18 protein-coding genes and 1 pseudogene are annotated in these 26,103 nt (G+C 73.2%); 12 read left to right on the top strand and 7 right to left on the bottom strand.

Translation table 11 applies throughout. From position 1 onward, the window contains the following. Positions 1-554: 554 nt before the first annotated feature. Positions 555-2,258, top strand: a complete 1,704-nt coding sequence (locus ACWCPW_RS18870; protein ID WP_449762706.1) for an ATP-binding SpoIIE family protein phosphatase — start codon at positions 555-557, stop codon at positions 2,256-2,258. 59 nt (positions 2,259-2,317) lie between these two features. Here the strand turns inward: ACWCPW_RS18870 and ACWCPW_RS18875 are convergent, their stop codons facing one another. Next, positions 2,318-3,796, bottom strand: a complete 1,479-nt coding sequence (locus tag ACWCPW_RS18875; RefSeq protein ID WP_449762707.1) for a serine hydrolase domain-containing protein — start codon at positions 3,794-3,796, stop codon at positions 2,318-2,320. A gap of 214 nt (positions 3,797-4,010) precedes the next feature. Between ACWCPW_RS18875 and ACWCPW_RS18880 the strand changes: the two genes are divergently transcribed. Then, positions 4,011-4,856 (top strand): M55 family metallopeptidase, encoded by an 846-nt coding sequence (locus tag ACWCPW_RS18880; protein WP_449762708.1) that lies wholly within the window; start codon positions 4,011-4,013, stop codon positions 4,854-4,856. 99 nt (positions 4,857-4,955) lie between these two features. Here the strand turns inward: ACWCPW_RS18880 and ACWCPW_RS18885 are convergent, their stop codons facing one another. Then, positions 4,956-6,503 (bottom strand): M4 family metallopeptidase, encoded by a 1,548-nt coding sequence (locus ACWCPW_RS18885; RefSeq protein ID WP_449762709.1) that lies wholly within the window; start codon positions 6,501-6,503, stop codon positions 4,956-4,958. Positions 6,504-6,909: 406 nt separating this feature from the next. On the opposite strand from ACWCPW_RS18885, the gene ACWCPW_RS18890 reads away from it, so the two are divergent. The 5 genes from ACWCPW_RS18890 (at position 6,910) to ACWCPW_RS18910 (ending at position 13,143) form a co-directional block, all read left to right on the top strand. Beyond that, on the top strand, positions 6,910-7,785 hold the full coding sequence (locus tag ACWCPW_RS18890) for an ABC transporter ATP-binding protein (RefSeq protein ID WP_449762710.1): 876 nt from the start codon (positions 6,910-6,912) through the stop codon (positions 7,783-7,785). After that, positions 7,782-10,352, top strand: a complete 2,571-nt coding sequence (locus ACWCPW_RS18895; protein ID WP_449762711.1) for an ABC transporter permease — start codon at positions 7,782-7,784, stop codon at positions 10,350-10,352. The genes ACWCPW_RS18890 and ACWCPW_RS18895 overlap by 4 nt, the downstream gene beginning before the upstream one ends. A 376-nt stretch (positions 10,353-10,728) precedes the next feature. Further along, positions 10,729-11,877 carry a sensor histidine kinase gene (locus ACWCPW_RS18900; RefSeq protein ID WP_449762712.1) on the top strand — a complete coding sequence of 383 codons (1,149 nt, stop codon included), beginning with the start codon at positions 10,729-10,731 and terminating at the stop codon, positions 11,875-11,877. Further along, positions 11,868-12,518, top strand: a complete 651-nt coding sequence (locus tag ACWCPW_RS18905; RefSeq protein ID WP_395865244.1) for a response regulator — start codon at positions 11,868-11,870, stop codon at positions 12,516-12,518. The genes ACWCPW_RS18900 and ACWCPW_RS18905 overlap by 10 nt, the downstream gene beginning before the upstream one ends. Positions 12,519-12,867: 349 nt before the next feature. Next, positions 12,868-13,143 (top strand): hypothetical protein, encoded by a 276-nt coding sequence (locus ACWCPW_RS18910; RefSeq protein WP_449762713.1) that lies wholly within the window; start codon positions 12,868-12,870, stop codon positions 13,141-13,143. Positions 13,144-13,185: 42 nt separating this feature from the next. Here ACWCPW_RS18910 and ACWCPW_RS18915 read toward each other — a convergent pair whose 3' ends face one another. After that, a complete protein-coding gene (locus ACWCPW_RS18915; RefSeq protein WP_449762714.1) occupies positions 13,186-13,992 on the bottom strand; it encodes a hypothetical protein in 807 nt (268 codons plus the stop codon). A gap of 249 nt (positions 13,993-14,241) precedes the next feature. Here ACWCPW_RS18915 and ACWCPW_RS18920 point away from each other — a divergent pair, with 249 nt between their 5' ends. Both ACWCPW_RS18920 and ACWCPW_RS18925 read left to right on the top strand, forming a co-directional pair. Further along, entirely contained in the window at positions 14,242-15,393 is a 1,152-nt protein-coding gene (locus ACWCPW_RS18920; RefSeq protein WP_449762715.1) for an acyl-CoA dehydrogenase family protein, read from the top strand. Positions 15,394-15,935: 542 nt separating this feature from the next. Beyond that, on the top strand, positions 15,936-16,952 hold the full coding sequence (locus tag ACWCPW_RS18925) for an ArsR/SmtB family transcription factor (protein WP_449762716.1): 1,017 nt from the start codon (positions 15,936-15,938) through the stop codon (positions 16,950-16,952). A gap of 77 nt (positions 16,953-17,029) precedes the next feature. Here ACWCPW_RS18925 and ACWCPW_RS18930 read toward each other — a convergent pair whose 3' ends face one another. The 3 genes from ACWCPW_RS18930 to ACWCPW_RS18940 all read right to left on the bottom strand — a co-directional run bounded on the left by ACWCPW_RS18930 (position 17,030) and on the right by ACWCPW_RS18940 (position 21,811). Beyond that, the gene (locus tag ACWCPW_RS18930) at positions 17,030-18,913 is read right to left on the bottom strand and encodes a protein-arginine deiminase family protein (protein WP_449762717.1); all 1,884 of its coding nucleotides are present in this window, start codon (positions 18,911-18,913) and stop codon (positions 17,030-17,032) included. A gap of 318 nt (positions 18,914-19,231) precedes the next feature. Then, the gene (locus ACWCPW_RS18935) at positions 19,232-20,023 is read right to left on the bottom strand and encodes a hypothetical protein (RefSeq protein ID WP_449762718.1); all 792 of its coding nucleotides are present in this window, start codon (positions 20,021-20,023) and stop codon (positions 19,232-19,234) included. 285 nt (positions 20,024-20,308) lie between these two features. Then, positions 20,309-21,811 carry an MFS transporter gene (locus tag ACWCPW_RS18940; RefSeq protein ID WP_449762719.1) on the bottom strand — a complete coding sequence of 501 codons (1,503 nt, stop codon included), beginning with the start codon at positions 21,809-21,811 and terminating at the stop codon, positions 20,309-20,311. Positions 21,812-21,911: 100 nt separating this feature from the next. Between ACWCPW_RS18940 and ACWCPW_RS18945 the strand changes: the two genes are divergently transcribed. Both ACWCPW_RS18945 and ACWCPW_RS18950 read left to right on the top strand, forming a co-directional pair. After that, positions 21,912-22,283, top strand: a complete 372-nt coding sequence (locus ACWCPW_RS18945; RefSeq protein ID WP_449762720.1) for a MarR family winged helix-turn-helix transcriptional regulator — start codon at positions 21,912-21,914, stop codon at positions 22,281-22,283. A 63-nt stretch (positions 22,284-22,346) separates the two neighbouring features. Further along, positions 22,347-23,330: pseudogene (locus tag ACWCPW_RS18950) on the top strand (alpha/beta fold hydrolase); the annotation flags it as partial. A 152-nt stretch (positions 23,331-23,482) separates the two neighbouring features. On the opposite strand, the gene ACWCPW_RS18955 reads toward ACWCPW_RS18950, so the two are convergent. Next, positions 23,483-24,520 carry an NAD(P)/FAD-dependent oxidoreductase gene (locus tag ACWCPW_RS18955; RefSeq protein ID WP_449762721.1) on the bottom strand — a complete coding sequence of 346 codons (1,038 nt, stop codon included), beginning with the start codon at positions 24,518-24,520 and terminating at the stop codon, positions 23,483-23,485. A 947-nt stretch (positions 24,521-25,467) separates the two neighbouring features. Here ACWCPW_RS18955 and ACWCPW_RS18960 point away from each other — a divergent pair. Beyond that, positions 25,468-25,941, top strand: a complete 474-nt coding sequence (locus ACWCPW_RS18960) for a GNAT family N-acetyltransferase (RefSeq protein WP_449762726.1) — start codon at positions 25,468-25,470, stop codon at positions 25,939-25,941. Positions 25,942-26,103: the final 162 nt, after the last annotated feature.

The following is a 26,103-nucleotide window of genomic DNA, read 5'->3' on the forward strand; positions in this document are numbered from 1 at the left end:
TTCCGCGACGGTCCGCCCCGAACGGACCATCCGGCCAGTGTGGGAAACCCGCTCCGGGCCCGGCAACCCGAACGCCGATTCCGACCCGAAATCGCCCCTGGAACGCACCGACCGGCCACCGCCGCCGTACCCGCCCCCGACTCGAACTCGCCCGATCCACCGCCCTGTTACCCCGCCTGGCAGTGGGTTTCGACGAGCCGACCACCGGCTTCGCCGCGCGCGCGAAAGCCCCGGCCGTCGCCTCCGCCGCGCCCGAACGCGCCGGGCCCGACACCTCGACGACCCCCGCGCCGGGCCCGATGGGCCGGATCCGGACCGGCCGGTGATCGCCGCGCAGGTCACCGAACGACGCGACCACGGCCTCGACCTCGATCGATTCCATGCAATCGCAAGTCGGCGCGGGTACAGTCGCAACCCACGCGTCGGCCGACCGAATCACTCGTGGGATGGGTTCGGGGGTACGACGGGCGGCAGAGTCGCATGCGACGATCCGGTGCCGACGGAAAGAGGTGCGGGTGAGCGGGAGAGTGGATGGCGGACGCGGCCGGAGACATGTGCGTCGACGCAGCTCGGCGCCGGCCGCGGGCACTCGCACCCGCGCCACCCGCGATCAGCTCAACTGGCTCAACGAGGCGGGACTTCGGATCGGTACCACGCTGGACCTGAAGACCACCGCCCAGGAGTTCGCCGACTTCGCCGTCCCCCGATTGGCCGACGGTGCCGCCGTGGATCTCCTGGAATCGGTGATCCAGGGTGAGGAGGGACTCCGCCCCAGCGGGCGAGGCCGACCTGTCCGGCGGGCGATGGCCGTGGCGGCGATAGACCGACTGGCCGATCTGGAACCCGACGAAGTGGGCGAGTTGTCCACGTCCTCCCCGGACCGGGACTCGCGCTTCACCCGGGCCCTGGCCGACGGCCGGCCGCTGCTGATCTCCAGCTTCGGGCCGGACGACTACGAGGAGTTGGCGCCCACCCCCAGCGCCGCCGCCAAGCTCCGCCAGGCGGGCGTGCACACCTACATGATGGTGCCGCTGATCGCCCGCGGCGTGCTTTTGGGCTCGGCCGACTTCATCCGCGCGGGCGGTCGGCCCGGCTTCTCCGAGGCCGACCTCGCGCTGGCCCTGCAACTCGCCTCCAAGGCCGCGGTGGACGTGGACAACGCGCGGCTGTACAGCCGCGAGCGCGAGCACGTGGCCCGACTCCAGCGCAACCTGCTCCCCCGAGTCACCCCGCGCACCCCTGGACTGGCGGCGACCTCCCGGTACATCCCGACCGCCGACCCGCTCGGCGTCGGCGGCGACTGGTACGACGTGGCCCCGCTGCCGGGCGGGCGCACCGCCCTCGTGGTCGGCGACGTGATGAGCCACGGCCTGTCCGCCGCGGCCACCACCGGTGTGCTGCGCGCCGTCGCCCGCACCCTGATGGCCCTGGACCTGACGCCGGAGCGCATGCTCGCCCGGCTGGACCTGGCCGCCCGCGACCTGGAGGACGACCAGGTCGCCACCTGCCTGTGTGCCGTCTACGATCCGGCCGAATCGACCTACACCCTGGTCAGCGCCGGACACCCGCCACCTCTGCTGGTCGCCCCGGACGGCAAGGCGTCCTTCGTGGACGTGCCGATCGGCGCGCCGATCGGCTCCGGGGTGATCCCGTACGACCCGCTCCGGCTGACCGTCCCGCCGGGCAGTCGGCTGGTGCTCTACACCGACGGGCTGGTCAAGTCCCGCACCGAGGACATCGACGTGCAACTGGCCCGGCTGCGGACCCGGGCCGCCTCGATGAGCCCGGCCGAACTGGACTCGGGCGCGCTCGGCGACCTCACCACCGGCGGCGCCCGCTTCGACGAGGCCGTCGTCCTCGTCGCGGCGACCCAACCGCCGCTGCTGGGCACGGACTTGTACACGTGGGACCTGCCCGGCAACGGCTCGGCCGCGGGTGTGGCCCGCAAGCTGGTCCGGGAGAAGCTCGCGGCCTGGCGGCTCGACGACCTCTCGGACGTCACCGAGTTGGTGGTCAGCGAGCTGGTCGGCAACGCCCTGCGCTACGGGATCGCCCCGGGCCAACTACGGCTGCTGCGCCACGATCGGCTGGTGGTGGAGGTGTCCGACACCGGGCCGGACCTGCCGCAGATCCAGCACTCCTCGCTCAGCGACGAGGGAGGCCGGGGCCTGCAACTGATCAACATGCTCTGCCGAGGCTGGGGTTCGTGTCGGACCCCGGAGGGCAAGATCGTCTGGGCCGAGCAGGACATCCCGTAGCGCCTCGACCGTCGGCGCACCGCCCGACGGTCGAGACCCGCGTCCTCCCCTCCGCGCGATCAGGCGGAGTCCGCCGCGGCCCCCCGCTCGGCGCCGGTGTCCCGGACCCGGCGCATCGCCCGGCCGACGTGCAGGAACTCGGCCTGGGCGCCGTCCCCGAGGAAGACGTACATCGGGTGTCGGCCGCCTTCGCACTCGGCCGTGACCAGGGTGCGCGCGTCCGCGGCCACCACTCGCGAGGTGCCGGAATCCTCGCCGACGATCTCGGCGATGGGCCCGTGCGCGCGCGAGGTCACGGTCAGGCCGTCCTCGGTCTCGGCGACGTCGACGATCAGCGCCGGCGACGCGTAGGTGCCGACGACGTAGCCGGCGTCGATCGGCACCGGTTCGGCGGGCGGCGTGGGCAGGTCCGGCACCTCGACGCCGCCGAGCGAACCGAGCAGTTCGCGGACCAGGTCGTAGGCGAGATACAGGGCACCGCCGTTGGTCAGCAACGCGATGGAGAACTCGCGCGAGGGCACCACCCGCAACATCGCGCCGTGGCCGATCGTGCCGCCGTCGTGGCCGACGACCGCCTCGCCCGGCCAGTCGTAGAGGTTCCAGCCCAGCCCCCACGACCTGCCGAGCCGGCCGTCGCCGATGATCTCGACCTGCGGCTCGCGCATCGCCAGCGCGGACGCCTCCGACAGCAGGCGCGTCCCGTCCGGGAGCAGCCCTCGGCGGATGTGCGCGGCGGCGAACTCCAACAGGTCGCTCGCGCTCATCGCGAGCATGCCCCCGGAGGGGCCGCCGGAGCGGGACATGTGGTGGATCGGCGCCTTGACCGGGCCGTCGGGTCCGCCCAGGTGGCCGATCGCGGTACGGTGCAGGATCGATTCGGCCGCGTCGTTGGCCACCTGGGCGAGTCCCAGCGGTGCCACGACGCGCTCGCGCAGCGCCGTCTCCCAGGTTCGGCCCGTCAGCACCTCGACGACCCGACCGAGCAGGTCGAAACCGCTGTTGCAGTAGGAGAACGTCGAACCCGGCGGGAACAACTGGTCGGCCCGGGTCGCCAGGCCGGCGGCCATCAGTTCGAGCGCGTCGTGGCCGGGACCGAAGTCGTCGTACAGCTCCCCCTCGAAACCGCCGGTGTGACACAGGAGATGACGGATCGTCACCAGAGCGCTCGCCTCCTCGTCGACCAGGCGCAGGTCGGGGAGGTAGGTGCGCACGGGCGCGTCCAGGTCGATCAGTCCCTCGTCGACGAGCTGCATCACCAGGGTCGTGGTCCACACCTTGGTGATCGAGCCGACCTGGAACAGCGAGTCGGTGGTCGCGGGCCGGCCGAACTCGGTGTCGAGCACGCCCACCGCCGCCGCTACGGTCCGATCGCCCACCCGAACGGCGATGCTCGCGCCGGGAATTCCCGCCTTCTCGGCGAGTTCCGCGAGGCGGGCCCGGAGGTATTCGGGTGTCGGCATGGAATCGGGCGGGCTCGGTACGTCCGACCGGCCGGACGCCGGGGTCGCGGCGGCCTGCGGCGGGGTGGATCGTGCCATGAACGGGCACCTCCTCGAGGGGCGGCGGGTGTACCGCGGTGGTCGATCACGGTAGGCAGCGGCCGAGACCCCTGACTCGTCGTCGTCGACGAAGAACCGTGGCCGACCCTGTTCGAATCGCCAACGACCGGCGGGGGGACCGTGCGTGATGCTCGGCAGGGCATCGCACGCCGCGCGGGACCGGCCGAACAGGGCGACGAACGGGAGCACACCCATGGACGTATACATCTCGATCGACCTGGAAGGTGTGGCGGGCATCGCCACCATCGACCAGATCGTGCCCGGAGGCGGCGGCTACGCCAACGCGCAGGAGATGATGACCGGCGAGGCAAACGCGGCCATCGAAGGCGCGTTCGCGGCGGGTGCGGACAACGTCCTGATCAACGACAGTCACGGCACCATGGACAACCTGCTCGCGCGCAGCCTGGACCGGCGCGCACGGGTGATCCAGGGCAGCCCCAAGGCGCAGTGCATGGCGCACGGGCTCGGCCCGAACCACGGCGTCGCGCTGTTCGTCGGCTACCACGCGGCGGCGGCCACCCCGGGCGTGCTCGCGCACACCTTCTCGTCCGACTTCGCGACGGTACGGCTCAACGGCAGCCCCGTGACCGAGGCTGAGGTCAACGGGCTGCTCGCGGCTCAACACGGGGTCCCGGTGGGGCTGGTCACCGGCGACAACGAGGTCTGCTCCGCGACGGCCGCGGCGTTTCCGGGCGTGATCACGGTCCCGGTCAAGACGGCCGAGGGCATCACCGCGGCGAACAGCGTGCACCCCTCCGTGGCCCAGGACCTGATCCGGGCCGGCGCGGCGGCGGCCGTGGAGAAGGCCGGGAATCTGGCGCCGTTGCCCCTGCCGGACACGTTCGTCTTCGAGGTCGGCTTCCAGATCCCGCTGGCCGCCGAGGTCGCGGCGGCGGTGCCGGGCGCGGAGCGGGTGGACCAGCTCACCGTGCGCTGCGAGGTGGCCGACCCGGGCCGGGTCGTGGACCTGGTCCAGATCTGGTACACCATCGCCGCGCACTCGGCCCGCTCGCGCCTGCCGATGCTGAGCCGTCGCTGACCCGGACGCCCGCCCGGCTCCCGGTGCCCGAAGCCGGGCACCGGGAGCCGCCGTCCGGTAGCCGGTGCCGGCCCGGGACGCCGGCGGGCGTCGCTCGGTTCAGGGGCAGAGCGGCTCGCCCGCCGCGGGTGGGACGGTGACCGCGTCCCAGGCGGCCTTGGTCTTCCTGAAGACGTCGCAGGTGGGGTCCAGGGCCTTGGCCGCGTACAGGGTCTGGCGGCGTTCCTGGCGGTAGTCGGTGCCGCCGGCGCGGGACATCAGGGCGTAGTAGACGACCTTGGCGGCCGTCTTGATGCCCACGCCGGTGACCGGCGTCGGGACGCAGGTCGGGCTGGCGGGTTTGCCGCCGCCCGGGTTGGAGCCCTCGGCGAGCAGATAGAACCAGTGGTTGAACACGCCCGCCGCCCGGTAGGGGTCCATGCTCGGGATCGCCGACGTGTAGCAGTTCGCGTCACCGCGGATCGACGGGTTGTACATGAACCGCAGCGGGCCGCCGCCGAACGGGTTGGCCATCTCGCCGATCGTGTAGTCCGGGGTGTCGAACGGCGCCGGCTCGTTGGCGTACGCCTCGGTCAGCGTGCCCATGATGTCCGCGAGTCCCTCGGCCAGGCCCGGTTCGGCGAACGGGAAGCCCTGGGTCATCCGATCGATGGCGTGCCCGTATTCGTGGCCCACCAGGTCCATCGCCGACATCCACTGGTTCTGGGTGTTGCGACCGATCACGACCTTGCTTCCGTCCCAGTACAGGTTGTAGTCGTTCAGGCCGACCTGGAGCGGCCAGGCCCCGCCGTTGCCGTTGTGCCCGTTGCGGCTCAGCCAGTTCCGGAACATGTCGAACTGCTTCTGCGCCGCCCACAGGGCGTCCACGCACCCGGTCTCGATGGTGGCGGGGTTGCCGTTGCCCCACTCGTCGACGGGCTTGGCGAACACCGCGCCGCCGTACTTCGCGCAGCTCAGATTGGCCCGGATCGGGTCGCGCAGCGTGTACGTGCTGCCGGCGCGCGTCGTGTCGATGGTGATCGGGTCCGGGCCGTTCCACTGGCTGTGGCCGATCCCGGCGCGCACCTCGTCGACGGAGTCGAGCACCGTGCCGGTCCCGGCGTCGACGAAGACGTGCAACCTGCTCGGCGCGGTGTCGGTCCGGCCGACCACGATGGTTTCCCAGGCCAGGTGCGCGGCGCCCGCGCCCACCCGCACCACCAGGCGGCTCGTGTCGACCCGGTCCACCACCGGCAGTCGGGTGCGCGCGGTGTCCTCGGCCGTCGGCCGGCCCACGCTCGGCGTGGTCGCGACGTCGATGCGCACGTCGCCGGCCGTCTGCACGGCGTGCACCCGTCCCCGGCCGTCCGCCAGCACGGCGGCGTCCGCGCCGACCACGGGCAGGCCGCGGTAGGTGCGTCCGTACGAGATCGAGTAGATGTCGCCGACCCAGGGCAGCACCGACCGGCGCAGGTAGCGCTCGCCGGGCGTCCCGGTCGAGGCACCGGTGTCGGCCATCGCCCGGTCGGCCGCGGCGATCGCCGCGGCCCGGGCGTCGGGGGCGAGAACGGGCCGTGCTCGTTCCGTGGTCGACTGCGCCGTCGTGCCGACCACCAGGCCGACCGCCAGGGCCAGGACCGACCCGAACGTCAACGTGCTGCGATGCATCGAGGCTCCTCGGGTAGAAGGCACGCCCCGACCACGAATCCGACCGCCGCCGCCCCCGCTTCCGCTTCCGCTTCCGCTTCCGCTTCCGCTTCCAGGACGAACGGACCACCCCACGCGCCGGGTTCGTCGCCCGAGCGAACAAAACGCTCACAGCGCGCCCGAACCGCCGTCAACACTCGCCCGACCATCGGCACACTCCGGCAAAGTCCCGCGCCGCGCGCGCCGTCCATGCCGCGCCGCCCGTCCCCACGCGGCGGACTCGCGGGGGGTGTGGTTTTCCGCAGGTGGGGTCGGTGCCGCGCCCCATGGTCCGGGCGTCGGCGATCTTGGAGGCTGCTCCTACCGGTGATTCGAGGCCCGTTCCGACCGGAACGAGGCCCCATCGGGTGAGCGAGGAGGTCGGCGGATGCCGAGGAGCAGGACGCGGACGGCGACAACCGCCGAGGGCGCGCGGGACACGTCGCCGTTCGCCGCGCGGGCCAGGGGACTGGTCAAGGAGTACGGGTCGGGTGCGACCCGAGTCGTGGCCCTGGCGGGGGTGGACCTGGACCTCGTCCGCGGCGGCTTCACCGCGATCATGGGGCCGTCCGGCTCCGGCAAGTCGACGCTCATGCAGTGCCTGGCCGGGCTGGACACCGCCGGCGAGGGCAGTGTGGCCGTCGGCGGTACCGAGTTGGCCGGGCTCGACGACACCGCGTTGACGCAACTGCGGCGCGACCGACTGGGGTTCGTCTTCCAGGCGTTCAACCTGCTGCCCACGCTGACCGCCCTGGAGAACATCACGCTGCCGGTCGAGATCGCCGGGCGCCGGGTGGACCGGGTCCATCTGGATCGCATCGTCGCGGCCACCGGTCTGACCGGCCGGCTGGCTCACCGACCCGCCGAGCTGTCCGGTGGTCAGCAGCAACGCGTCGCGGTGGCAAGGGCGTTGGCATCCCGGCCGGAGATCGTGTTCGCCGACGAACCGACCGGGAACCTGGACTCCCGGGCCGGGACCGAGGTGCTCGAACTGCTCCGCCGCGGTGTGCGCGAATGGGGCCAGACCGTACTCATGGTCACCCACGACCCGAACGCGGCGGCCTACGCCGATCGGGTCGTCTTCCTGGCCGACGGCCGGATCGTGGACGACCTGGCCGAACCGACGGCGGACGCCGTGTTCGCGCGGATGAGACGGTTCGACGGTCCCGGGCGAACGTATCGACCCGCGCCCGTCCCCGGGTCGGCGCATCCGATGGGCATGTCCGCCACGATCGGGAACGACGCGGACGGGGTACGACGGTGACGCTCACTCGGATCGCGCTGCGCGGCGTGGTGGCACACAAGGCGCGGATGCTTCTGGCCCTGGTGGCCATCGCGTTGGGTACCGCGTTCGTCGCCGGAACCCTGGTCTTCCGCGACTCGGTCGCGGCCTCCGCGCGCGCGTCGTTCTCGGGCTCCGCCGCGGACGTGACGGTGACGCCCCGTCAGGGCGGCGATCGGCAGGACGGCACCGGCCTGCCCGCGACCGTGCCCGGCGCGGTGCTCGACACGGTGGCCCGGACCGAGGGTGTGCGCGCCGCGTACGGCCGGGTGCACGTTCCGGACATCGTGGTCCTGGACGGCCGGGGCGAACCGCTGAGTACGCGCGGCGGCACCGTCGCCGACTGGCCGGCCGATCCCCGGTCCGCGCCGCGGGTGAGCCGAGGACGTGCCCCCGGCGGTCCGGCCGAGGTGGTCGTGGCGGCGAACACCGCCAAGGCGCACGGGATTCGGATCGGCGACCGGTTGCGGATCATGGCGATACCCGGCACCTTCGAGGCGACCGTGGTGGGCCTGGGGCAGGCGCGGGCGGATCGGGCCCACGAAGCGGACGTGTTCGTGGACTCGGCGACCGCGCAACGCCGACTCCTGGGGGCGACGGCACGGTTCACCTCCGTCGCGGTCACCGCCGCGCCCGGGGTCGCCGACGCGCGGTTGCGGCAGCAGGTGTCGGCCGCGCTGGCCGATCCCGCCCCGTTCACCGTGCGCACCCGCGATCAGGAGGCCGCCGCCCGGGGCGATGCCGCCGGCTCCTCGCTGGACGTGGTCACCTACCTGATGCTCGGCTTCGCCGGGATCTCGGTGCTCGTCGGCGTGTTCCTGATCGGCAACACGTTCTCCATGCTGGTCGCCGCGCGGACCCGACAGAGCGGGCTGCTGCGCGCCGTCGGCGCCCGGCGGGGTCAGGTCAACCGGTTGATCCTGGGCGAGGCCGGGTTGTTGGGCGTGGCCGGATCGACGCTGGGACTGGCCCTGGGCGTCGGACTCGCGGCCGGGCTGATCCGGATCGTGGGACAGGTCGGCGACGCCCCGGCGGCGAGCGGGCCGACGGTGCGCTGGTCGACGCCGGTGGCCGCGTACGCGGTGGGCGTGCTGATCACCCTGGTGGCCGCGTACCTGCCCGCGCGCCGGGCCGGCCGGGTCTCCCCCATGGCGGCGCTGCTGCGCGTGGCCGGACCCGCGACCGGGCGCTCGCTGCGGGTCCGCAACCTGGTGGCCGGCGCCGGCGGACTGCTGGGCGCCGGCGCGCTGTTGCTCGCGGTACGTGCCGACGACCTCGCGGCGGCCGGGCCGTTGCTCGCGGCCGGCGTCCTGCTCACCCTGGTCGGCACCGTCGCCGGCGCGCCGATCCTGAGCGTGTGGGCCGTCCGCGGCCTGAACCGACTGATCGCGCGCCGGTCCGGACCGATCGGTCGGCTCGCGCGCGGCAACGCGATTCGCGACCCGCGACGTACCGGGGCCACCGCGTCGGCCCTGATGGTGGGCATCGCGCTGGTGAGCTTCCTGTCCCTGGTCGCCGCGTCGCTGGTGACCTCGGTCGACGGCCAACTCGAACGCACCGTGAAGGCCGACTACTTCGTGCTCTCGTCGAGCCCGATGACCGAACAGGTGGCCCGCGTGGTGCGGGAGACGCCGGGACTGGACCACGTCACCGCGCAACAGACCGTGCGCGCCGACCTGATCACCGCGCACGGCACCGACCGCGATCACGATCTCACCGCCACCACCGAGCGGTTCACCGACGACTTCCGGCTGACCTTCACCGCCGGCGACGCCCGCTCGACGCTGGCCCCGGGCGGCGACGGGATCACCGTGCCCCAGGCGTTCGCCGACGAACACCGGCTGCGGCTCGGCGATCCGGTGCGGGTGCGCTTCCACGGCGGTGGCACCGCGCGGCTCACCGTCGGCGGCATCGTCCGCGACGGCGACGTGTTCGCCTCCGGCGCGACCTACATCGGCACCCATGTCGCCCGGGCGAACCTGCCGGCGGAGCAAATGCCGTTGGACGACGTGTACTTCGCGACCACGGCGGCGGGAGCGGATCGGGACCGGGTGTACGCGGCCCTGGCCGAGCGCCTGGCCGGCTTCCCGCAGACCAAGGTGCGCGACCGGGACAGCTACCGCGAGGCGCTGCACGACACGGTCGCCCTCGCCCTGGACCTGGTGTACGCCCTGCTCGCGCTGGCGATCCTGGTGGCCGTACTGGGCGTGGTCAACACACTCGCGCTGTCCGTGGTCGAACGCACCCGGGAGATCGCGCTGTTGCGGGCCCTGGGGCTGACCCGCCGGCGGGTGCGCCGGATGATCCGCACGGAGGCGGTGCTGATCGCCGTGGTCGGCGCGGTCCTGGGTCTGCTGCCCGGCCTGGCCTGGGGCGCGGCCACCCGGCGCGTGCTGGCCACGAAGGGCCTCGACACGCTCGCCGTCCCGTGGACCACATGCGGGGCCGTCCTGGTCGGCGCGGTCGTCGTCGGCACCCTCGCGGCGTGGCTCCCCTCCCGCCGGGCGGCCCGGGTCGACCTGCGCGAGGCGATGGCGAGCGGCGGGTGAGCGGACGGCCGACCGGGGTGGGGGTCGCCCGGCCCGGCGGCGCCGAGCGAAGGCCGCCGGACGGATCGGAGCCGGGCGACCCTGGCGGTTCGGTCGGAGCCGGGCGACCCGGGCGGTTCGGCCCGAGCCGGGCGACCCGGGCGGTTCGGTCGGAGCCGAGCGACCCACCCGGGTCGGCCGGAGCCGAGCGACCCACGCGGTTCGGCCGGAGCCTAGCGACCCACCCGGGTCGGCCGGGGAACCGGATGAGAGGCTCGGGTCATCGCCGTGACGTGCGCGAACGGGGACGGGATCGAGGACGGGACAGGACGGAGCAGGAGCATTGGACGGTTCGGGTCCGGTCGACGACACACGGCGCCCGCGTGGGTTCGGGACGGTGGTGCGTACCGGGGCGACGGCTGCCCTGCGCGCCGTGCGGGTGGTCTTCGTGGGCGCCGCGACCGCGCTGCCGGAAGTGCTCTTCCTGGCCGGCACCGGGCTGTTGTACGCGGTCGTCCCCCGCTCCCGGACGCGCCCGCGCCGGGGCGTGCCGCGCCTGATCACGCGCTGCGCCCGCGCCCTGACCGACCTGGAGCGCGCACGCCTGGCCCGCCCCGGGGACCCGCTCCACCCCACCCCCACCGAGCCGAGGCGCCTGGTCCGCTACCTGGCGGCGCGGGTGCCGGTCGGACTGCTCGGCGGCGCGCTCCTGGTGCTCACCGTCGGCGGCGTGGGGTTCGCCGCGGTGATGGTGGGCGCGTGGGCGACGGGCAGTCCGAACACCACCACCTCCGATGTGGCCATCCTGCTCCCGTCCGGACTGGCCCTGCTCGCCCTGGCGTTGTACGGCCTGGTCGGGCTCGCGGACACCGAACGGGCGCTGGCCCGGCGCCTGCTCGAACCGGACCCGAGCGAGCTGCTGCGGCTTCGGGTGGACGAGTTGGCGGCGAGCCGGGCGGGCGTGGTCGAGGCGGTGCACGAGGAGCGCCGGCGGATCGAACGCGACCTGCACGACGGGGTGCAGCAGCGCCTGGTCGCCCTGGGCATGCTGATCGGCCGGGCCCGCCGCGGCAACGATCCCGCGCGCACCGACGAGTTGTTGCGTCAGGCACACGAGCAGGCCCAGCAGGCGCTGACCGATCTGCGGGACGTGGCCTGGCGGATCCATCCCACGGGGTTGGACGACGGCGGGTTGCGCGCGGTCCTGGAGACGATCGCCGAGCGGGCGCCGGTACGGGTCGGGTTGACGTACGACGTGGCGGCGGAACCCGCGCCGATCGTGGCCACCGCGGTCTACTTCGTGGTCGCCGAGGCCGTCACCAACACGGTCAAGCACGCGGGCGCCGACGCCGTCACGGTGTGCGTCTCGGGCGCCGGCGACACGGTGCGGGTACGTATCGTCGACGACGGCGTCGGCGGCGCGAATCCCGCCGGCGGCGGACTGTCCGGGCTGGCCCGTCGGGTCGCCGCCCTGGACGGAACCCTTCGGGTGGACAGCCCGCCCGGAGGTCCCACCACGATCACCGCGGAGGTACCGTGCGCATAGTCCTGGCCGACGATTCGGCCCTGCTGCGCGAGGGGTTGGCCCGACTGCTCGCCGACGAGGGGCACGAGGTGGTCGCGGGCGTCGGTGACGGCGACGCCATGGTCGAGGCGGTCCTCGAGCACGTCCCGGACGTGGTGGTGGCCGACGTGCGGATGCCGCCCACGCACACCGACGAGGGCCTGCGGGCCGCCCTGGAGGTGCGCCGCCGGTTGCCGGGGGTGGGTGTGCTGGTGCTGTCCCAGTACATCGAGAAGCGGTACGCGGTCGAGCTGTTGACCCACGACGGCGCGGCGGTGGGCTATCTGCTCAAGGACCGCGTCGCGCACGTGGACGACTTCCTGGACGCGCTGAACCGGGTCGCCGCCGGCGGCGCCGCGTTCGACCCCGAGGTGGTGCGCCAGCTCCTGGCCCGCACCAGCCACGTCGACCCGCTGGACCGGCTCACCCCGCGCGAGCGCGAGGTGTTGGCGCACATGGCCGAGGGCCGCACCAACGCCGCCATCGCACAGGCCCTGCACGTGTCGCAGAGCGCGGTGGAGAAGCACGTCAACGCGATCTTCGACCGCCTCGACCTGGCCCACGCCGCCGGCCCGGGCTACAGCCGCCGAGTCCTGGCCATCCTCCGCTACCTGGGCTCCTGACCGCCCGCTCCCACCACGAGGCCGCCTCGAACGCGGGCACGGCATCGCCGCACGGATCGGCGGCATCCACCGACTTCACCTCCCGCCCCGCGCAACTGCTCTACCCCCGCGGCCTGTTCGCCTTCGGGACACACCGCGTCACCGAGCGCCGACATACCCGGAACGGCGTGTCCGCGGCGCCGGTTCCGGGTGAACGGGGCAAATGAGTACCCGTACTCATCCCGTGCCGCCCCCCCGGTGATGAGCTGACCACATGACACACCACAAGGCTTCGCTCCGCTCCGTGCCCCACGCCGGCACGCCCGCGTCCCGGCGTGGCTCGCCGGCCGCCCCCGTCATCGCCACCGTCTTGACCGTCCCATTCGCGGGTGCGCACCTCTTCCTCTTCGGGCTGAGTGCGATGGCGTTCGACTCCTGCGACTCCGCCGCCGACTGTCCGGAGGCCACCGCGGCGGTGAACCGGGCCGCGTGGCTCGCGGTGGCGTCCGTGCCCGTCGCGTTGACATCGTGGTTGTGGCCCCATAAGCCCGGGTTCGACCGGTATCGCGCGGCGCACCTGGGCGTCTACCTGGCGCTCGCCGGAACGGCCGGGGCATTGTTCGTCACCGTGCCCGTGGGCCGCTGACGCAATCCCGCCGGAGCGTCCCCGGCCGAAGCCGCGAACGGATCAATCGGCGGACGGCCTGGTCTCGCGGTTCAGCGGCGGCAGGGCCACCGTGGCCGCCGCCGGTGGGGCGGTGATCTCCACCGGCTTGCCGGGATCGGACCAGTCGACGGTGGAGGGGCCCGGGGCGAGGAGCCGCACCGGGACCGGACTTCCGGTGGCGGGTACGTACAGGCTGATGTCGCCGTCGTCCGGGTCGGCGACGGTCAGCACGAGCATCCGCCGGCCGTCGAGCATCTCCTCCGAGCGGCGCTTCGGCGTGGATCCCCAGTCCATGACGACCGTCGCGACGCTGCCGTAGTCGGCGATCTCGGTGACGTCCTCGAATCGCGGGTTGTCGGCCTCGATCCTGACGTACTTCTCGTGCAGTCGCCCGGCGTCGCTCGGGTCGGCGAGCTTGCCGGCGGCCGTCCAGTAGTCCGCGCCGGCCTTCAGGTACAGGTCCGCGCCGATCCGACGCAGTTCGATCGTTCGCCCACCCACCGTCATCGAGCCGATGTAGCTCCTCCGGGACTGGTCGAAGCGCAGGTCGTAGCCGATCCTTCGGCGCCCGTCGGGTGATCGCACGTCGCCGATGGCACGCACGGTCGAGACACCGCGGCCCGCCGCCTGAATGCTCTTCTTCAGCGCGGCGTCGTCCAGCCTGGTGTTGTCCTCGCCGGTCTCGGCGACGACCGGGCTCGAGGCACCGAGCGTCGGCGTGGGCGTGGGCGTCCCGATCCCCACCGGCGTCGAGTCCGCCCCGCAGCCGGCCAGGAGCAGCGTGCCGGCAAGCGTCGTGGCGGCCAGGATGTGGTTGTAGGCGCGCAAGTGCGGCTCCCATTCGACCCGAATCGGCTTCGGCCCGACCGGTGTTCGGGCCCGGCACTGCGACGCACGCCGCCGGTCCGGGGTTCCGCGTCCCACGCGGATGAAATCGGCACTGCTAATTTGACCGGTCGACGGCGGTCGACGGAGGCCCCGAAGGCGCCGAGGCCGCACGCGGCTGAGGCCCATCCGGCGCCGCGTCGCCCGGCCGAGTCGCGACCACCCGATTCCGAGGATCAGGAGAGCCGGCCCATGAACCTGGAGTTGACCGACGAACAAAACGCCGTGCGGGATCTGGCCGCACGGTTCGCCGACCGCGAACTCGTCCCGCACGCCACCGAGTGGGACCGCGCCGAGTCCGTCGACCCGGGCATCGTCGCGAAGTTGGGCTGGCTGGGCTTCCTCGGCCTGACCATTCCCGAGGAGTACGGCGGATCGGCCGGCGACCACCTGGCCTACTGTCTCGTGCTGGAGGAACTGGGGCGCGGCGACTCGGCCGTGCGCGGCATCGTGTCGGTCTCGCTCGGCCTGGTCGCCAAGTCGATCGCCGCGTACGGGAGCGAGGAGCAAAGGCACGCGTGGCTGCCTCGGCTGTGCGCGGGCGAGGCGCTGGGCTGCTTCGCGCTCACCGAGCCGAACACCGGTTCCGACGCGGCTAACCTGGCCACCCGCGCGGTGTGCGACGGCGGCGACTGGCTGCTGACCGGCGCCAAGATGTTCATCACCAACGGCACCTGGGCCGACGTGGCGCTGGTGTTCGCCCGGACCGGCGAGGCGGGCCACAAGGGCGTGACCGCGTTCCTCGTGCCGACCGACGCCCCCGGTCTGCAACGCCGGGAAGTGCACGGCAAGTTGGGGCTGCGCGGACAGGCGACCGCCGAACTGGTCCTGGACGCCGTCCGAGTGCCGGACTCCGCCCGGCTGGGCGAACTCGGCAAGGGCTTCTCGGTCGCGATGGCCGCACTCGCCAAGGGCCGCATGTCGGTCGCGGCAGGCTGTGTGGGAATCGGGCAGGCGTGTCTGGACGCGGCGGTGCGCCACGCGGGCGAGCGCGAGCAGTTCGGCAAACCCATCGCCGGCCACCAGTTGGTCCAGGAACTGCTCAGCGACATCGCCGTGGACGTACGCGCGGCCCGCCTGCTGACCTGGCAGGTCGCCGACCACATCGATCGCGGCCTGCCGTTCGCCACCGAGTCCTCGGTGGCCAAGCTGTTCGCCTCCGAGGCCGCGGTGCGCGCGGCCGACAACGCGCTCCAGGTGTTCGGCGGATACGGCTACATCGACGAGTATCCGGTCGGCAAGTATCTGCGCGACGCCCGCGTGATGACGCTCTACGAAGGCACCAGCCAGATCCACAAGCTCCTCATCGGCCGCGCCCTGACCGGCGTGAACGCCTTCGCCTGAGCCCATGGGCCCGCGAGCCGCGAGCCGCGAGCCCCCGGGCCGTGAACCCCCGGCCCGGCCCCCGATTCCCGGCCCCGGCCCGACGCGCGCGGCAGGAGGCGAGCGTACGTCCGCCCGCCTCCGGCCGATCCCGAGCACGATGGAGTCCCCGCCCGTCCCCGTCGGACGGGGCCGAGATCCGGGCACGACCACCACTCGGGTCCCGACGACGTCTTCTCTCGGCCCGCGCTTCCGCCCCGTGTCGGATCTCCGGCCGAGCCCGCCGCCTCCACCCCCGTGGTCTCGCGCCCGGGCCCCTCCACCCCGGCTCGCATTCCCCGGCGGGCGGACGACGTTGTCCGCTCGCCCCGTCCCCGAAGCCTGGCCGATCGGCCGTTGTCCGGAAACGCCTTTCAGCCTGGACCGAAACCCGCTGGTCGCGGCGTCGCCGAGGACGCACACTGTCGTGGTCCTCCCGAGGACGTACGTGTACGGGAGAGCGATAGAAGGCACATTTCGGACCAAACATCCCCGACCATCCACTCGACCCCCGGAGTGCACGAGTGCTGCGAATCCACTTCACCGCGGAGGACCTGGCCAGGACCCGATTGGCCGCGACGGTCGGTGCGGCGGCCGAGACGTACCACAGCCTGGAACTGCTGCACGGTCCGCGCAGACCGCTGCCCTTCCGGGCCTGGCGCACCGAGGTGGCCGCGCGACCGGAGTCGGCGCCCGGTCCGCTCACCGCGCTGATGCCCATCCGCGGTCCGGGTCTGGATCTGCGCACGCTGGTCGGGGACTCCCCCTCCCTCGACGAAAGCATCGAGAACCTGCTCGCGGTACCCGGCGCGCGATTACGCGCGGAACTGGCGCACCTGACCTTCGCCCCCGCCTACTCGACCTGGGTGCGCGACTTCCTGGACGGTGCCCTCGAACCGCGCCGCGAGTTCGCCGAGGCGCTGCGCGCCTGCCACGACGTGACGGTCGCGCCCTTCCACGACCGGGTGCGCTCGCACCTGGAGGCGGCCCGCGGCCGCTACACCCACACGCTGCTCGACAGCGGTGTCGAGGGCCTGTTGGCCGGGCTGTGCGTACCGCTCATCCGCTGGAATCCGCCGGTCCTGGAAGTGCGGCATCGCAAGGACCACGACATCCTGCTCAATGGCCGGGGCCTGGTGATCGCACCGACGCTCTTCGTCTGGCGCGAGTCGGTGGTGCTCTGGGACGTCCAGGACGAAGCCGCGCCATACGTGTTGGCCGTCCCCACCGTGCGCGACCTCCAGGACGGCGTCGCGCTGTGGCAACCCGGCGTGGGCGACGACCGCGCGCTCGGCGCGCTCCTGGGCCGGACCCGGGCCGCCGCGCTGACCGTGATCAACGACGGTTGCACGACCACGGAGTTGGCCCGTCGCTTGAACGTCTCGGCGGCGTCGGCGAGCCAACACGCGACCGTGCTGCGGAACGCCCGGCTGATCACCACGACCCGGCGAGGTGGCGCGGTCCTGCACTCGCTGACCTCACTGGGCCTGGAACTCCTCGGCGAGAGCCCGCTACGCGCACGCCATCCGGTCCGGACCTGACCCGAGGGCACGACCGCCCGTCGAAACAACGCCGGTTGCCGAACGCCCGGGCGCGGACCGCCCGGGCGTGCCGCCGATCACGCTCCGGCGGCGGCCCGCGATCGCTCCCGCCACCACGGCGTCGTGCCGCTCGGGTCGCGCAGCGCGTTCGTCGCGCAGTGCACTTCGCCGCCGCCGACGTGGGCCCAGGAGAAGTTCTCCACCCATCGGGTACGCACCCCCTGTGCGCCGAGCGCCCGTTCGGTCTCGGCGCGAAACACGTCGACACCCGCGACCCGTGGACCGTGCGGATCCGGTGCCGCGAAGTCCCGTGCGGTCAAAGACAGTCCGTTGACGATGCCGGGAGAGAACGCGATGGCGCGTTGTGGACCGTCGGGGGTCAGCCGGCCCGGCGCGAACAGCACCGGAACCCGTACGAGTTCATCCCATCGCAGGCCCGTCTCACGCAGCAGCACCGCGAGTTGGCCGTCGATGTGACCGGCCGCCGACTCGTTCGTCCGGGCGAACCAGTCGGCGGCGAGCAGTTCGTCGACGGTGGGCCGGTTCGGCGAGGCCGTGTCGGCGAACAGGCGTTCCCCGCCCGAACCCGCCGCCCGCGCCCGGCGCAACAGGTCGACCGCGAGCCGCGGGTCGGCGACCATCAGGGTCCAGCCGCGCGCGTTGTCCGCGCGCACCACGTGCACGGTCTCGTCGGCGTGCCCGACCACCAGCCACGACGTGTCGATCGCGATCGGCGGTTGTTGCCCCTGGGCGGCGAGCATCCGGACGAACGACTGGTCCGGCATCCGGGAGGGGGCCGACCCGTAGACGATGCGGCCCTGCGGTGATCCCGGGAACGCCGGTACGGACTCGAAGTTGCCGGTGAAGTTCAGCATGTCGTCGACGGCCGCGCCGCGGTCGCTCGTGTACTGCTGTACCACCGCGACATCGGGGCCGCGCAGGTCGCGGAAGATCAACCGGCCCGCCCGGCGCAGCGATTCGGCGTCCCCGGTGGGCGAGCTCCAGTGGTTGGGCGAGCGCAGCAGGACGCGCATGACCTGGGCCTCGCCTCCCGGGGCGGGCATGCTCACCGTGCCGGCTTCGAAGATGTCCTGCCGCCAGATGTCCCGCCACCACTGGTCGGTGCCTTCGGTGAAGCGCACCGCGTCCGGTCCCAGACCGGCGCGGACGACCGCGTCCGTCAGGGACTTCGCGAACGGCTCCCAGTCGGCGGGCCACCCCGGGTCCGGGTTGGTGGGGATCTCGACCGGGGTGCCCGCGCCGGGCCCGGGTTTCGCGGCGATGATCCGCTCGGCGCGTTGCAGGTCGTTGTGCACCAGGACCGGCGCCACCCGCATCGGTACCGTGTCCGTGGCGGTCCGGCCGGCCTCGGACACCGTGAGCGTGATCGCGACGCGCCCGTCCCACCGCGCCGGGTCCCGCGGCACGTCCCGTCCCTCGACGGCGAGTTCGACGCCCGACCGCAACTCGCGCGCGGTCAGCGGCACGTTGCCCAACGGTACGAGGGAGCCGTCGCGGCGGATGAACAACCGCACCAGCTCGCGCTGTGCCGCGGGTACCTCCACCCGGCCGATCGCGCCGTGTCCCACCCGCGTGGGCGGCACCCGCAGCGGCGCGAGGTCGCCCTCGTCCGCGGGCCCGTCGACCACCTCGTTCGCCGCGTCGTTGCAGGCCGCCAGTCGTTCGTCGACCGCGATGTCGAGCCGGTCGAGGTCGCCGGGCTCGAGTCGACATCGACGACCGTCGTCGTCCAGGTTGGGCAGGAACACCGCCTCGCGGCCCGCCCGCTCGGCGGCCTCGTCGCCCGATCCGCGCAGCGCGACCCGACCGTCCCGGTCGCTGTCGGCCCGCAGGTCGGCCGTCAGGGCGGGACCGGTCGCACCGGCCGGGGCCACGCCGGTCCCGGCTCCGACCACCGCCGCCAGAGCCACCGCTCCCACTCGCCACTTCGCGCCGCGCATGTGCCCGTCCCTTCGTGAACGCCTCCTACCTCGTCCACTCTCGGGAAACCGGTCCGCCCCGGCGTCCTGCGCACGACCGAACCGTGGCTGCACCGTTCGATGTACGCCCGGCCCGGGACGGTCGCGGTGCCACCCGGGCATGTCGGGTCCCGGGCGCTGCCGTAGCGGGACAACCGCCCGGGCACAGCCACCCGCACGGCCGCGCCGGCGCTTTCACCCGATCATGTCGGCGCCGCGCGTCGACGCCGGCGCCGACTCGTCCGTCGCGCCGGCTTACGGCGCCGACTCGGTCCGTCGGCGCCGGCGCACGGCGTCGGCTCAGTCCGTCGGCGGCAGTGCCTCGATCAGGGCGATCGCCGCGGAGCAGCACAGGATCAGGCCCAGTTCGGCGACCGTGGAGGCCTCCGCTTCGGGTTCCCCGGGCCGCGTCGGCGGCGCCGGTACCACAACCACCGGTTCCCCGAGCAGTTCGCGGTTGCGCAGCAGGGCTTGGAGGGCGTCGAGCAGCCCCCACGCGCCCCAGGCCGGCTCGTGTCGACGGGCGTGGTCCGAGGCGTCGACGAGGGCGAGCGAGCGAATCGTTTCGGCATGACCGGCCGCGAGTTCCTTCGCGGTGTCCGCACCGACGCGTGCGGCGATGTGGCCGTGCACCAGCATCCGGCCGGTCATCAGGGCCGCGCTCAGCTTCAGCGCTCCGGGCCCGGTCCGGGTCAACGCACCCGGGTCCTTGGGCCGGCGCAGCGCGGCGCGGCGGCGGCGCAGTTCGTAGGCGACGGTGGGGAGCAGGTGCGGGTGGAACGCGGCCGCGGCGGCCTGTTCGTCGTCGAGTCCGGGCACCATGTCCCGTAGCAGTGCCGGTGCGGCGGATCCGATCACGGTCCGGGTCGCGTCCAACCAGCGCGGCGCGGCGCCGAGTTCGATCCGCGGCAGATCCCGCAGCACGAGCTCGGTCACCGGGCCCCGGAGCGTCGCGGAGAGTTCCACCGTGCGGTCGGCGGTCAGCCCGAGTGCTTCGAGCGCCTCGGTGGGATCTCCCGCCGGTTCGTCGGCCGGGCCGTCCGGTGCACCTCGTCGGTTCCACAGCCCCACGTCGACCTCCACCCGGTTCACGTCGCTTCGTCGCCATCGTCGCACGCCCCGTTGTCGTGCCGGCGGGCGTCCACGAGGATCCACGCACCCGTCCGCCCCTCCGCCCGACCGCCCGCGCGGGTCGCGCCGGGCGGGCCGGGTCTTCGAACGCCGCGCGTCGGCAATGTGTGGCGCCCGGCGCACACACGCCGAAGCCCCCACGCGCGGTTCGGCACGTGGGGGCTCGGGTGCCGGTTCCGATCGGAGCCGGCCTTCGGGTCGCGCGGGTCGGATGCGCGCCTCGATGCCGGCGCGGCCCGCGTACGGTCAGGACAGGCGCGTCGTGCCGTCGGCGTCGGCCGTCCGCGCCCGGCGGCGCGAGGAGGCGAGCAGCGGGACGATGTTGAGCAGCAGACCCACGATCGCCACTCCGGTGACCAGGTTGGCCCCGGGCCGGTAGGCGCCGAAGTCGGTGTCCCCGGCGGTGGCGCCGGTGGTGACGGCGGTGACCACGGCGAGCACGAGGGCCGCGCCGACCTGGCCGGAGGTCTGCACCAGGCCGGAGGCGAGGCCCTGTTCGGAGTCCTCGATGCCCTCGGTGGCCTGGGACATGATCGCGCTGAAGCCGAAGGCGAAGCCGCCGCCCAGGAGCAGCATGGTGGGCAGCACGGTGAAGGCGTAGTTCGGGGTGCTGCCCGCGGTGGCGAGGAACCATCCGTAGCCCAGGCTCATCGAGGCCATCGACGCGATCAGCAGCGGCGCGGTGCCGTAGCGGTTGATCAGGCGTCCGGTGAACGGCGATCCGAAGGCGACGACCAGACCGGCCGGCAGCAGCGCGAGCGCCATCCGCAGCGCGGACCAGCCGAGGCCGTCCTGGAGATAGAGCGTCATCATGAACTGGAAGCTCATGTAGGAGCCCATCAGCGCGACGATGCTCAGGTTGGCCCGCACCACCGTGCCGATCCGCAGGATGCCGAAGCGCACGAGCGGGTGGGCGATGCGCTTCTCGACGAACACGAACGCGGTGAGCAGTACGGCGGCCAGCACGACCGAGCCGAGCGTGAGCGGCGCGGTCCAGCCTCGTTCGGGTGCGGAGACAACGGTGTAGACGGCGAGCAGCATGCCGCCGCTGAGGGTGACGGCGCCGACCAGATCGTGGCCGCCGGAGTCGGCGGGGCGGTCCCGCGGGATCAGGAAGTACCCGGCCACCAGGGCGAGAACGGCCAGCGGTACGGGGGTCAGGAAGGTCCAGCGCCAGCCGAACTCGGTGAGCAGTCCGCCCAGGATCAGGCCGGACGAGTAGCCGCTCGCACCGAAGACGGAGAAGACGGAGAGCGCTCGGTTGCGGGCCGGGCCCTCGGGGAAGGTCGTGGTCAGGATGGACAGTGCGGTCGGCGCGGTGAAGGCCGCGGCCAGACCCTTGATGAAGCGGCTGGCGATGAGCAGGCCGCCGCTGTCGACGAGCCCGCCCAGGAGTGAGGCGGCGGCGAACACCGCGAGTGCGATCAGGAAGACCCGGCGCCGGCCGAGCAGGTCGGCGGTGCGGCCGCCGAGCATCATCAGCCCGCCGTACCCGAGCACGTAGCCGTTGACGATCCACTGCAACGAGGTCGCGGACATGCCCAGTTCGTGGCCGATCGAGGGCAGCGCGACGCCGACCATGGAGACGTCGAGGCCGTCCAGGAACAGGACGAGGCACAGCACGGCCAGGACGCCCCAGAGTCTGGGGGTCCAGTGCGAGGCGGACGGTGTTGAGTCGGACGCGGCGGACGAGGGGACGGACTTCTCGCGGGAGGGCGGTCCCGCGTAGGTCTCGACTGTTGGGGCCATGGCGACGAACATATATGCGCACGCATTGAATGTCTACGCATTAAATGTGGGTGCAATAAATTTGCTTGCATGTTATGACGGGTGGCGTTACCGTGACGCGATGAAGACCGAGGAGCCGCTGATCGAGAGTTGGCGCACCCTTTTGTCGCGATACAGCCGGGTCGCCCACGAGCTCGATCGCGCCCTCCAGGCCCGACACGACATCGCCATGAGCGACTTCGAGGTACTGGACCGGCTGATCGCCGCCGAGGGATGCAAGTCCCGGATCCACGACCTGGTCAGCGACCTGCACCTGAGTCAGAGCGCCTCCTCGCGGGCCGTCGCCCGGCTGGAGAAGTGCGGTCTGGTCCAGCGCGCGATGTGCGACACCGATCGCCGCGGCGTCTTCGTCACCGCCACCGACAAGGGCCGCGCCCTGCACGCCCGGGCCCGGCTGACCCAGCTCGAGGTCCTGCGCGAGCAACTGGCCTGACCGACAAGGCCCCGGTGTCCCGGCCGGGACGGCGCGGTGTCGCCGCCCGAGGGGCCGACGACACCGGTGCACTTCATGCGCAAGCCCGGCCGCGGCCCTCGCCCGATCCCGTTGATCCTTACCCACGGCCGGCCGTGGACGTTCTGGCACTGGTCGAAGGTGATCGACCCGCTCGCCGACCCGGCCGCGTTCGGCGGTGATCCCGCCGACGCGTTCGACGTCATCGTGCCGTCCCTGCCCGGCTTCGGCTTCCCCGGGCCGCTCACCGGCTTTCCGGACGTCAACTTCTGGAAGGTCGCCGACCTCTGGCACACCCTGATGACCGAGACCCTGGGGTATGGGAAGTACGCCGCCGGGGGCTGCGACATCGGCGGGATCGTCTCCAGTCAACTCGGCCACAAGTACGCCGACGAGTCGTACGGCATCCGCATCGGCTCCGGGCTGCCGCTCGACTTCTTCACCGGCCACCGCGCCTGGGACTTCGCCCGGAACCGGCCCCTCACCGACGACCAGCCCGCCGACGTCCGCGCCCGCGTCGTCGAACCGGACCGCCGCTGGGCACCCCACCTCGCCGTGCACATGCTCGACGGCGCCACCCTGGCCCACGGGCCGAGCGACTCCCCCGCCGGCCTGCTCGCCTGGCTGCTGGAGCGCTGGAACGCCTGGAGCGACAACGGCGGCGACGTCGAGTCCGTCTTCACCAGGGACGACCTGCTCACCCACGCCACCATCTACTGGGTGAACAACTCCATCGCCACGTCGATGCGTTACTACGCCAACGCCAACCGCTACCCCTGGGCCCCCGCCCACGACCGAACCCCGGTCGTGCGGGCCCCGGTCGGCCTCACCTTCGTCACCTACGAGAACCCGCCCGGCGTCCACACCGCCGACGAGCGCGTCCGGGCGTTCGAGACCGGCCCGCAAGCCGATTGGTTCAACCACGTCAACGTCAACGCCCACGACCACGGCGGCCACTTCATCCCGTGGGAGAACCCCGACGCCTGGGTGAGCGACCTGCGCCGCACCTTTCACGGCCGCAGGCCCTGAACGACCGGCGGCCGGCGCCCTCCCGTCCGCCGCGCCCGCCGGCGGGCCTCGTTCGTCCCCGACTCCCGGGCGGTGCGACGGCATCCCGCGCCCGATGGACGCGGGATGCCCGCAATGGACGCGGGATGCCCGCACCGGCCACTCCAGGCGCCCTACCCCGGTGAGCGTCGGCTGCTCACCGCCTGTCGGGTTTCCTCGGCGATCAGATCCGCGTTGACGGCCGCCGCCGCGCGCATTCCGGAGTCGGCGGAGCCGACCACGGTGGCGGTGAGGTCGGTGACGTTGCCCGCCGCCCACACGCCGGGTGCCCCGGTCGCACCGGAAGCGTCGGCGGGCACGTAGGTACCCAGCACGTGTCCGCCCATCTCCGCCTCGCGGGTCTCCAGGCCCAGATCGCTCAGCAGCGCGGCGCGGGCGGTGAAACGCGGAGCGACCACCAGGGCCCGCACCGGCACGGTGGTCCCGCCGGCCAGGACCACACCGGTCAACCCGTCCCGGTCGTCCACCCGCAGCGCCCGCACCTCGCCGTCGACCACGCCGACGTCGCGCGCGGCGAGCCGCTCGTACGCCTCGTCGTCCGGCTCCGGACCGGTGTGCAGGAACAACGTCACCCGCCTGCTCCACTGGCTCCACATCAGCGCCTGCTCGACGCCCATCGGTCCGGTGGCCAGGACGCCGATCGGCTGGTCCCGCACCTCCCAGCCGTGGCAGTACGGGCAGTGCAACACCTCGCGCCCCCACCGCTCGGCCAGCCCGGGCACCGCCGGCAGCTCGTCGACCAGCCCCGTCGTCACCACCAGCCGCCGGGCCCGGACCGAGCGGCCGTCCACCAGCCCCACCCGGAAGTCGCCGTCCGCCGCGCGTCGTACCCCCGCCACCGTGCCCCGGGTGAGCTCTCCGCCGTAACCGGCCACCTCCCGGCGGCCGTTCGCGAGCAGCTCGGCCGGCGCGATGCCCTCGCTGCCCAGGAAGTTGTGCACCCCGTGGGCCGGCGCGTTGCGCGGCTGTCCGGCGTCCACCACCAGCACCGACCGCCGGGCCCGCCCCAGGGTGAGCGCCGCGCTCAATCCGGCGGCGCCGCCGCCGACCACGACGACGTCGTAGCGCCGCTCCCGGTCACCCGGACCCGCGGCATCCACCACGTCCGCCCGGTCCGCGTCGGCCGCGAAATCCTGTCCGTTTTCCCTCATGCCGTACACCTCCCTTTCGGTGTGCAGCATCCGCGCCCCTCGACGCTCCGGCAACATTCCTTGCCGTAATGGCAAAGGCTGTTTGACACGAGCTTCGCCGACCCCTCGCCGGGCGGCGCGGTTCGGCCCGGCACCGCCGCTGCCCGGCCGGAGCGCCGTCGGCGCCGCCAGGACGCGGCGGCCGGACTTGCCGTTGCCGCCCGGCACGAGAATGCGATGCGAAGTCGTGAATGTCATGGGCCCGGTCAAGGCCCGGCCGAACCGACGCCATGGCCGCACGGCTCGCCTCGATGTCCGTGCGTCCACGGTGGGGCGGTGGACGTACTCGCCGAACTGCCGGACGGAGTGCGCGCACACGGGGCCCTGTTCTGCCGAACGGCGATGAAGCCGCCGTCCCGGTCGGGAGGAACCCCTTGACGCGGGCGCGCGCTCTGGTCTCGCGCGTGGCCGGGAAAACGTTCCTGCCGGCCCTGGCCGTGATCGTGGTCGCGGTGGTGGCCGTCTGGGTGGTCTTCAACGCGGCGCTCACCGCGGCCGTTGCCCGGGACATCGTGCTGGGCGGGCCGAACGGGCGGTGGATCGACATCCCGCTCGGCGTCTGCGGGACGTTGTTCTTCGCCGCGATGGCGGGCGTCCCGGTCGGGTCCGTGCTGGGCATCGCGGGGTCCTTCCACGAGCGAGCGGGCCGGGTGGGGTTCGTACTCGGCGTCGTCCTCGGCGGAGAGCGGCGACTGAACGCGAACGGCCGGGGCTCCCGGAGCCGTTCGCGCCGGCGCAAGCGGCCGGGGCCCGGCGCCCGGCTGCCCGGAGACACTCCACCCCGGACCCTCCCCGCGGGGATCCGCACCCCTGTCGGCGCGGGCGCGGCGTCGGTTGACCGGCGGTGCGGCGTCGGGCACGGAACGCCCGGCCGAGCGTCGACCGCCGGGTGGGATACCGTCGCGCGCATGGCCCAAACTCCGAGAATCCGGCCCTATCGCCCCGTCGACGAGGACGCCGCGGTCGACGTCTGGTCGCGCGCGGGCCGCGCCGCGCACCCCTTCGTCCCGGGCGAGGGCGAAGGCGAGCGCGAACGCAAGATGCGCGAGATCCACCTGGTCCACGCCGACAACCGGGTGGCCGAGGCCGACGGCGAAGTGGTCGCGCTCCTGGGCCTGCTCGACGCCGAGATCGAAGGCGGGGCCGGCGGCGAGATCGGCGGCCTGTTCGTCGCTCCCGAGGCACAGGGCACCGGCGTGGGCCGACTGCTCGTCGAGCACGCGGCGGCGCTGCGCGGCGCGCTGACGCTGGAGGTGTACGAGAAGAACACCCGGGCCCGCGGGTTCTACGCCCGGCTCGGGTTCGCCGAGGAGGGTCGTCGCAGCGACGAGGACAACGACGAGAGCCTCCTCAGGCTCACCCGCCCGGCCCCGCGAGCCTGACCCCGGGGGCCGGCCCGCCCGGTCGGGGAGGTCCCCGGCCGAGCCGGCCGGCGGGCCGATCCCCGGTCTAGCGGCAATACCGGTGTTTTAGGTCTTTCTGCGGCGGGTTGGGGTGGTGCGGGTCGGTCCGACGAGCGTGACGTCGGGTGGGTTCGGTGGGGG

It is taken from the genome of Embleya sp. NPDC001921 (genome assembly GCF_053594475.1).

Excerpts from the sequence above, each read along its gene's own strand:
- ACWCPW_RS18875 (WP_449762707.1), bottom strand. The coding sequence starts at position 3,796 with ATGGCACGATCCACCCCGCCGCAGGCCGCCGCGACCCCGGCGTCCGGC.
- ACWCPW_RS18880 (WP_449762708.1), top strand. The coding sequence starts at position 4,011 with ATGGACGTATACATCTCGATCGACCTGGAAGGTGTGGCGGGCATCGCC.
- ACWCPW_RS18885 (WP_449762709.1), bottom strand. The coding sequence starts at position 6,503 with ATGCATCGCAGCACGTTGACGTTCGGGTCGGTCCTGGCCCTGGCGGTC.
- ACWCPW_RS18890 (WP_449762710.1), top strand. The coding sequence starts at position 6,910 with ATGCCGAGGAGCAGGACGCGGACGGCGACAACCGCCGAGGGCGCGCGG.
- ACWCPW_RS18920 (WP_449762715.1), top strand. The coding sequence starts at position 14,242 with ATGAACCTGGAGTTGACCGACGAACAAAACGCCGTGCGGGATCTGGCC.
- ACWCPW_RS18930 (WP_449762717.1), bottom strand. The coding sequence starts at position 18,913 with ATGCGCGGCGCGAAGTGGCGAGTGGGAGCGGTGGCTCTGGCGGCGGTG.
- ACWCPW_RS18940 (WP_449762719.1), bottom strand. The coding sequence starts at position 21,811 with ATGGCCCCAACAGTCGAGACCTACGCGGGACCGCCCTCCCGCGAGAAG.
- ACWCPW_RS18945 (WP_449762720.1), top strand. The coding sequence starts at position 21,912 with ATGAAGACCGAGGAGCCGCTGATCGAGAGTTGGCGCACCCTTTTGTCG.
- ACWCPW_RS18955 (WP_449762721.1), bottom strand. The coding sequence starts at position 24,520 with ATGAGGGAAAACGGACAGGATTTCGCGGCCGACGCGGACCGGGCGGAC.
- ACWCPW_RS18960 (WP_449762726.1), top strand. The coding sequence starts at position 25,468 with ATGGCCCAAACTCCGAGAATCCGGCCCTATCGCCCCGTCGACGAGGAC.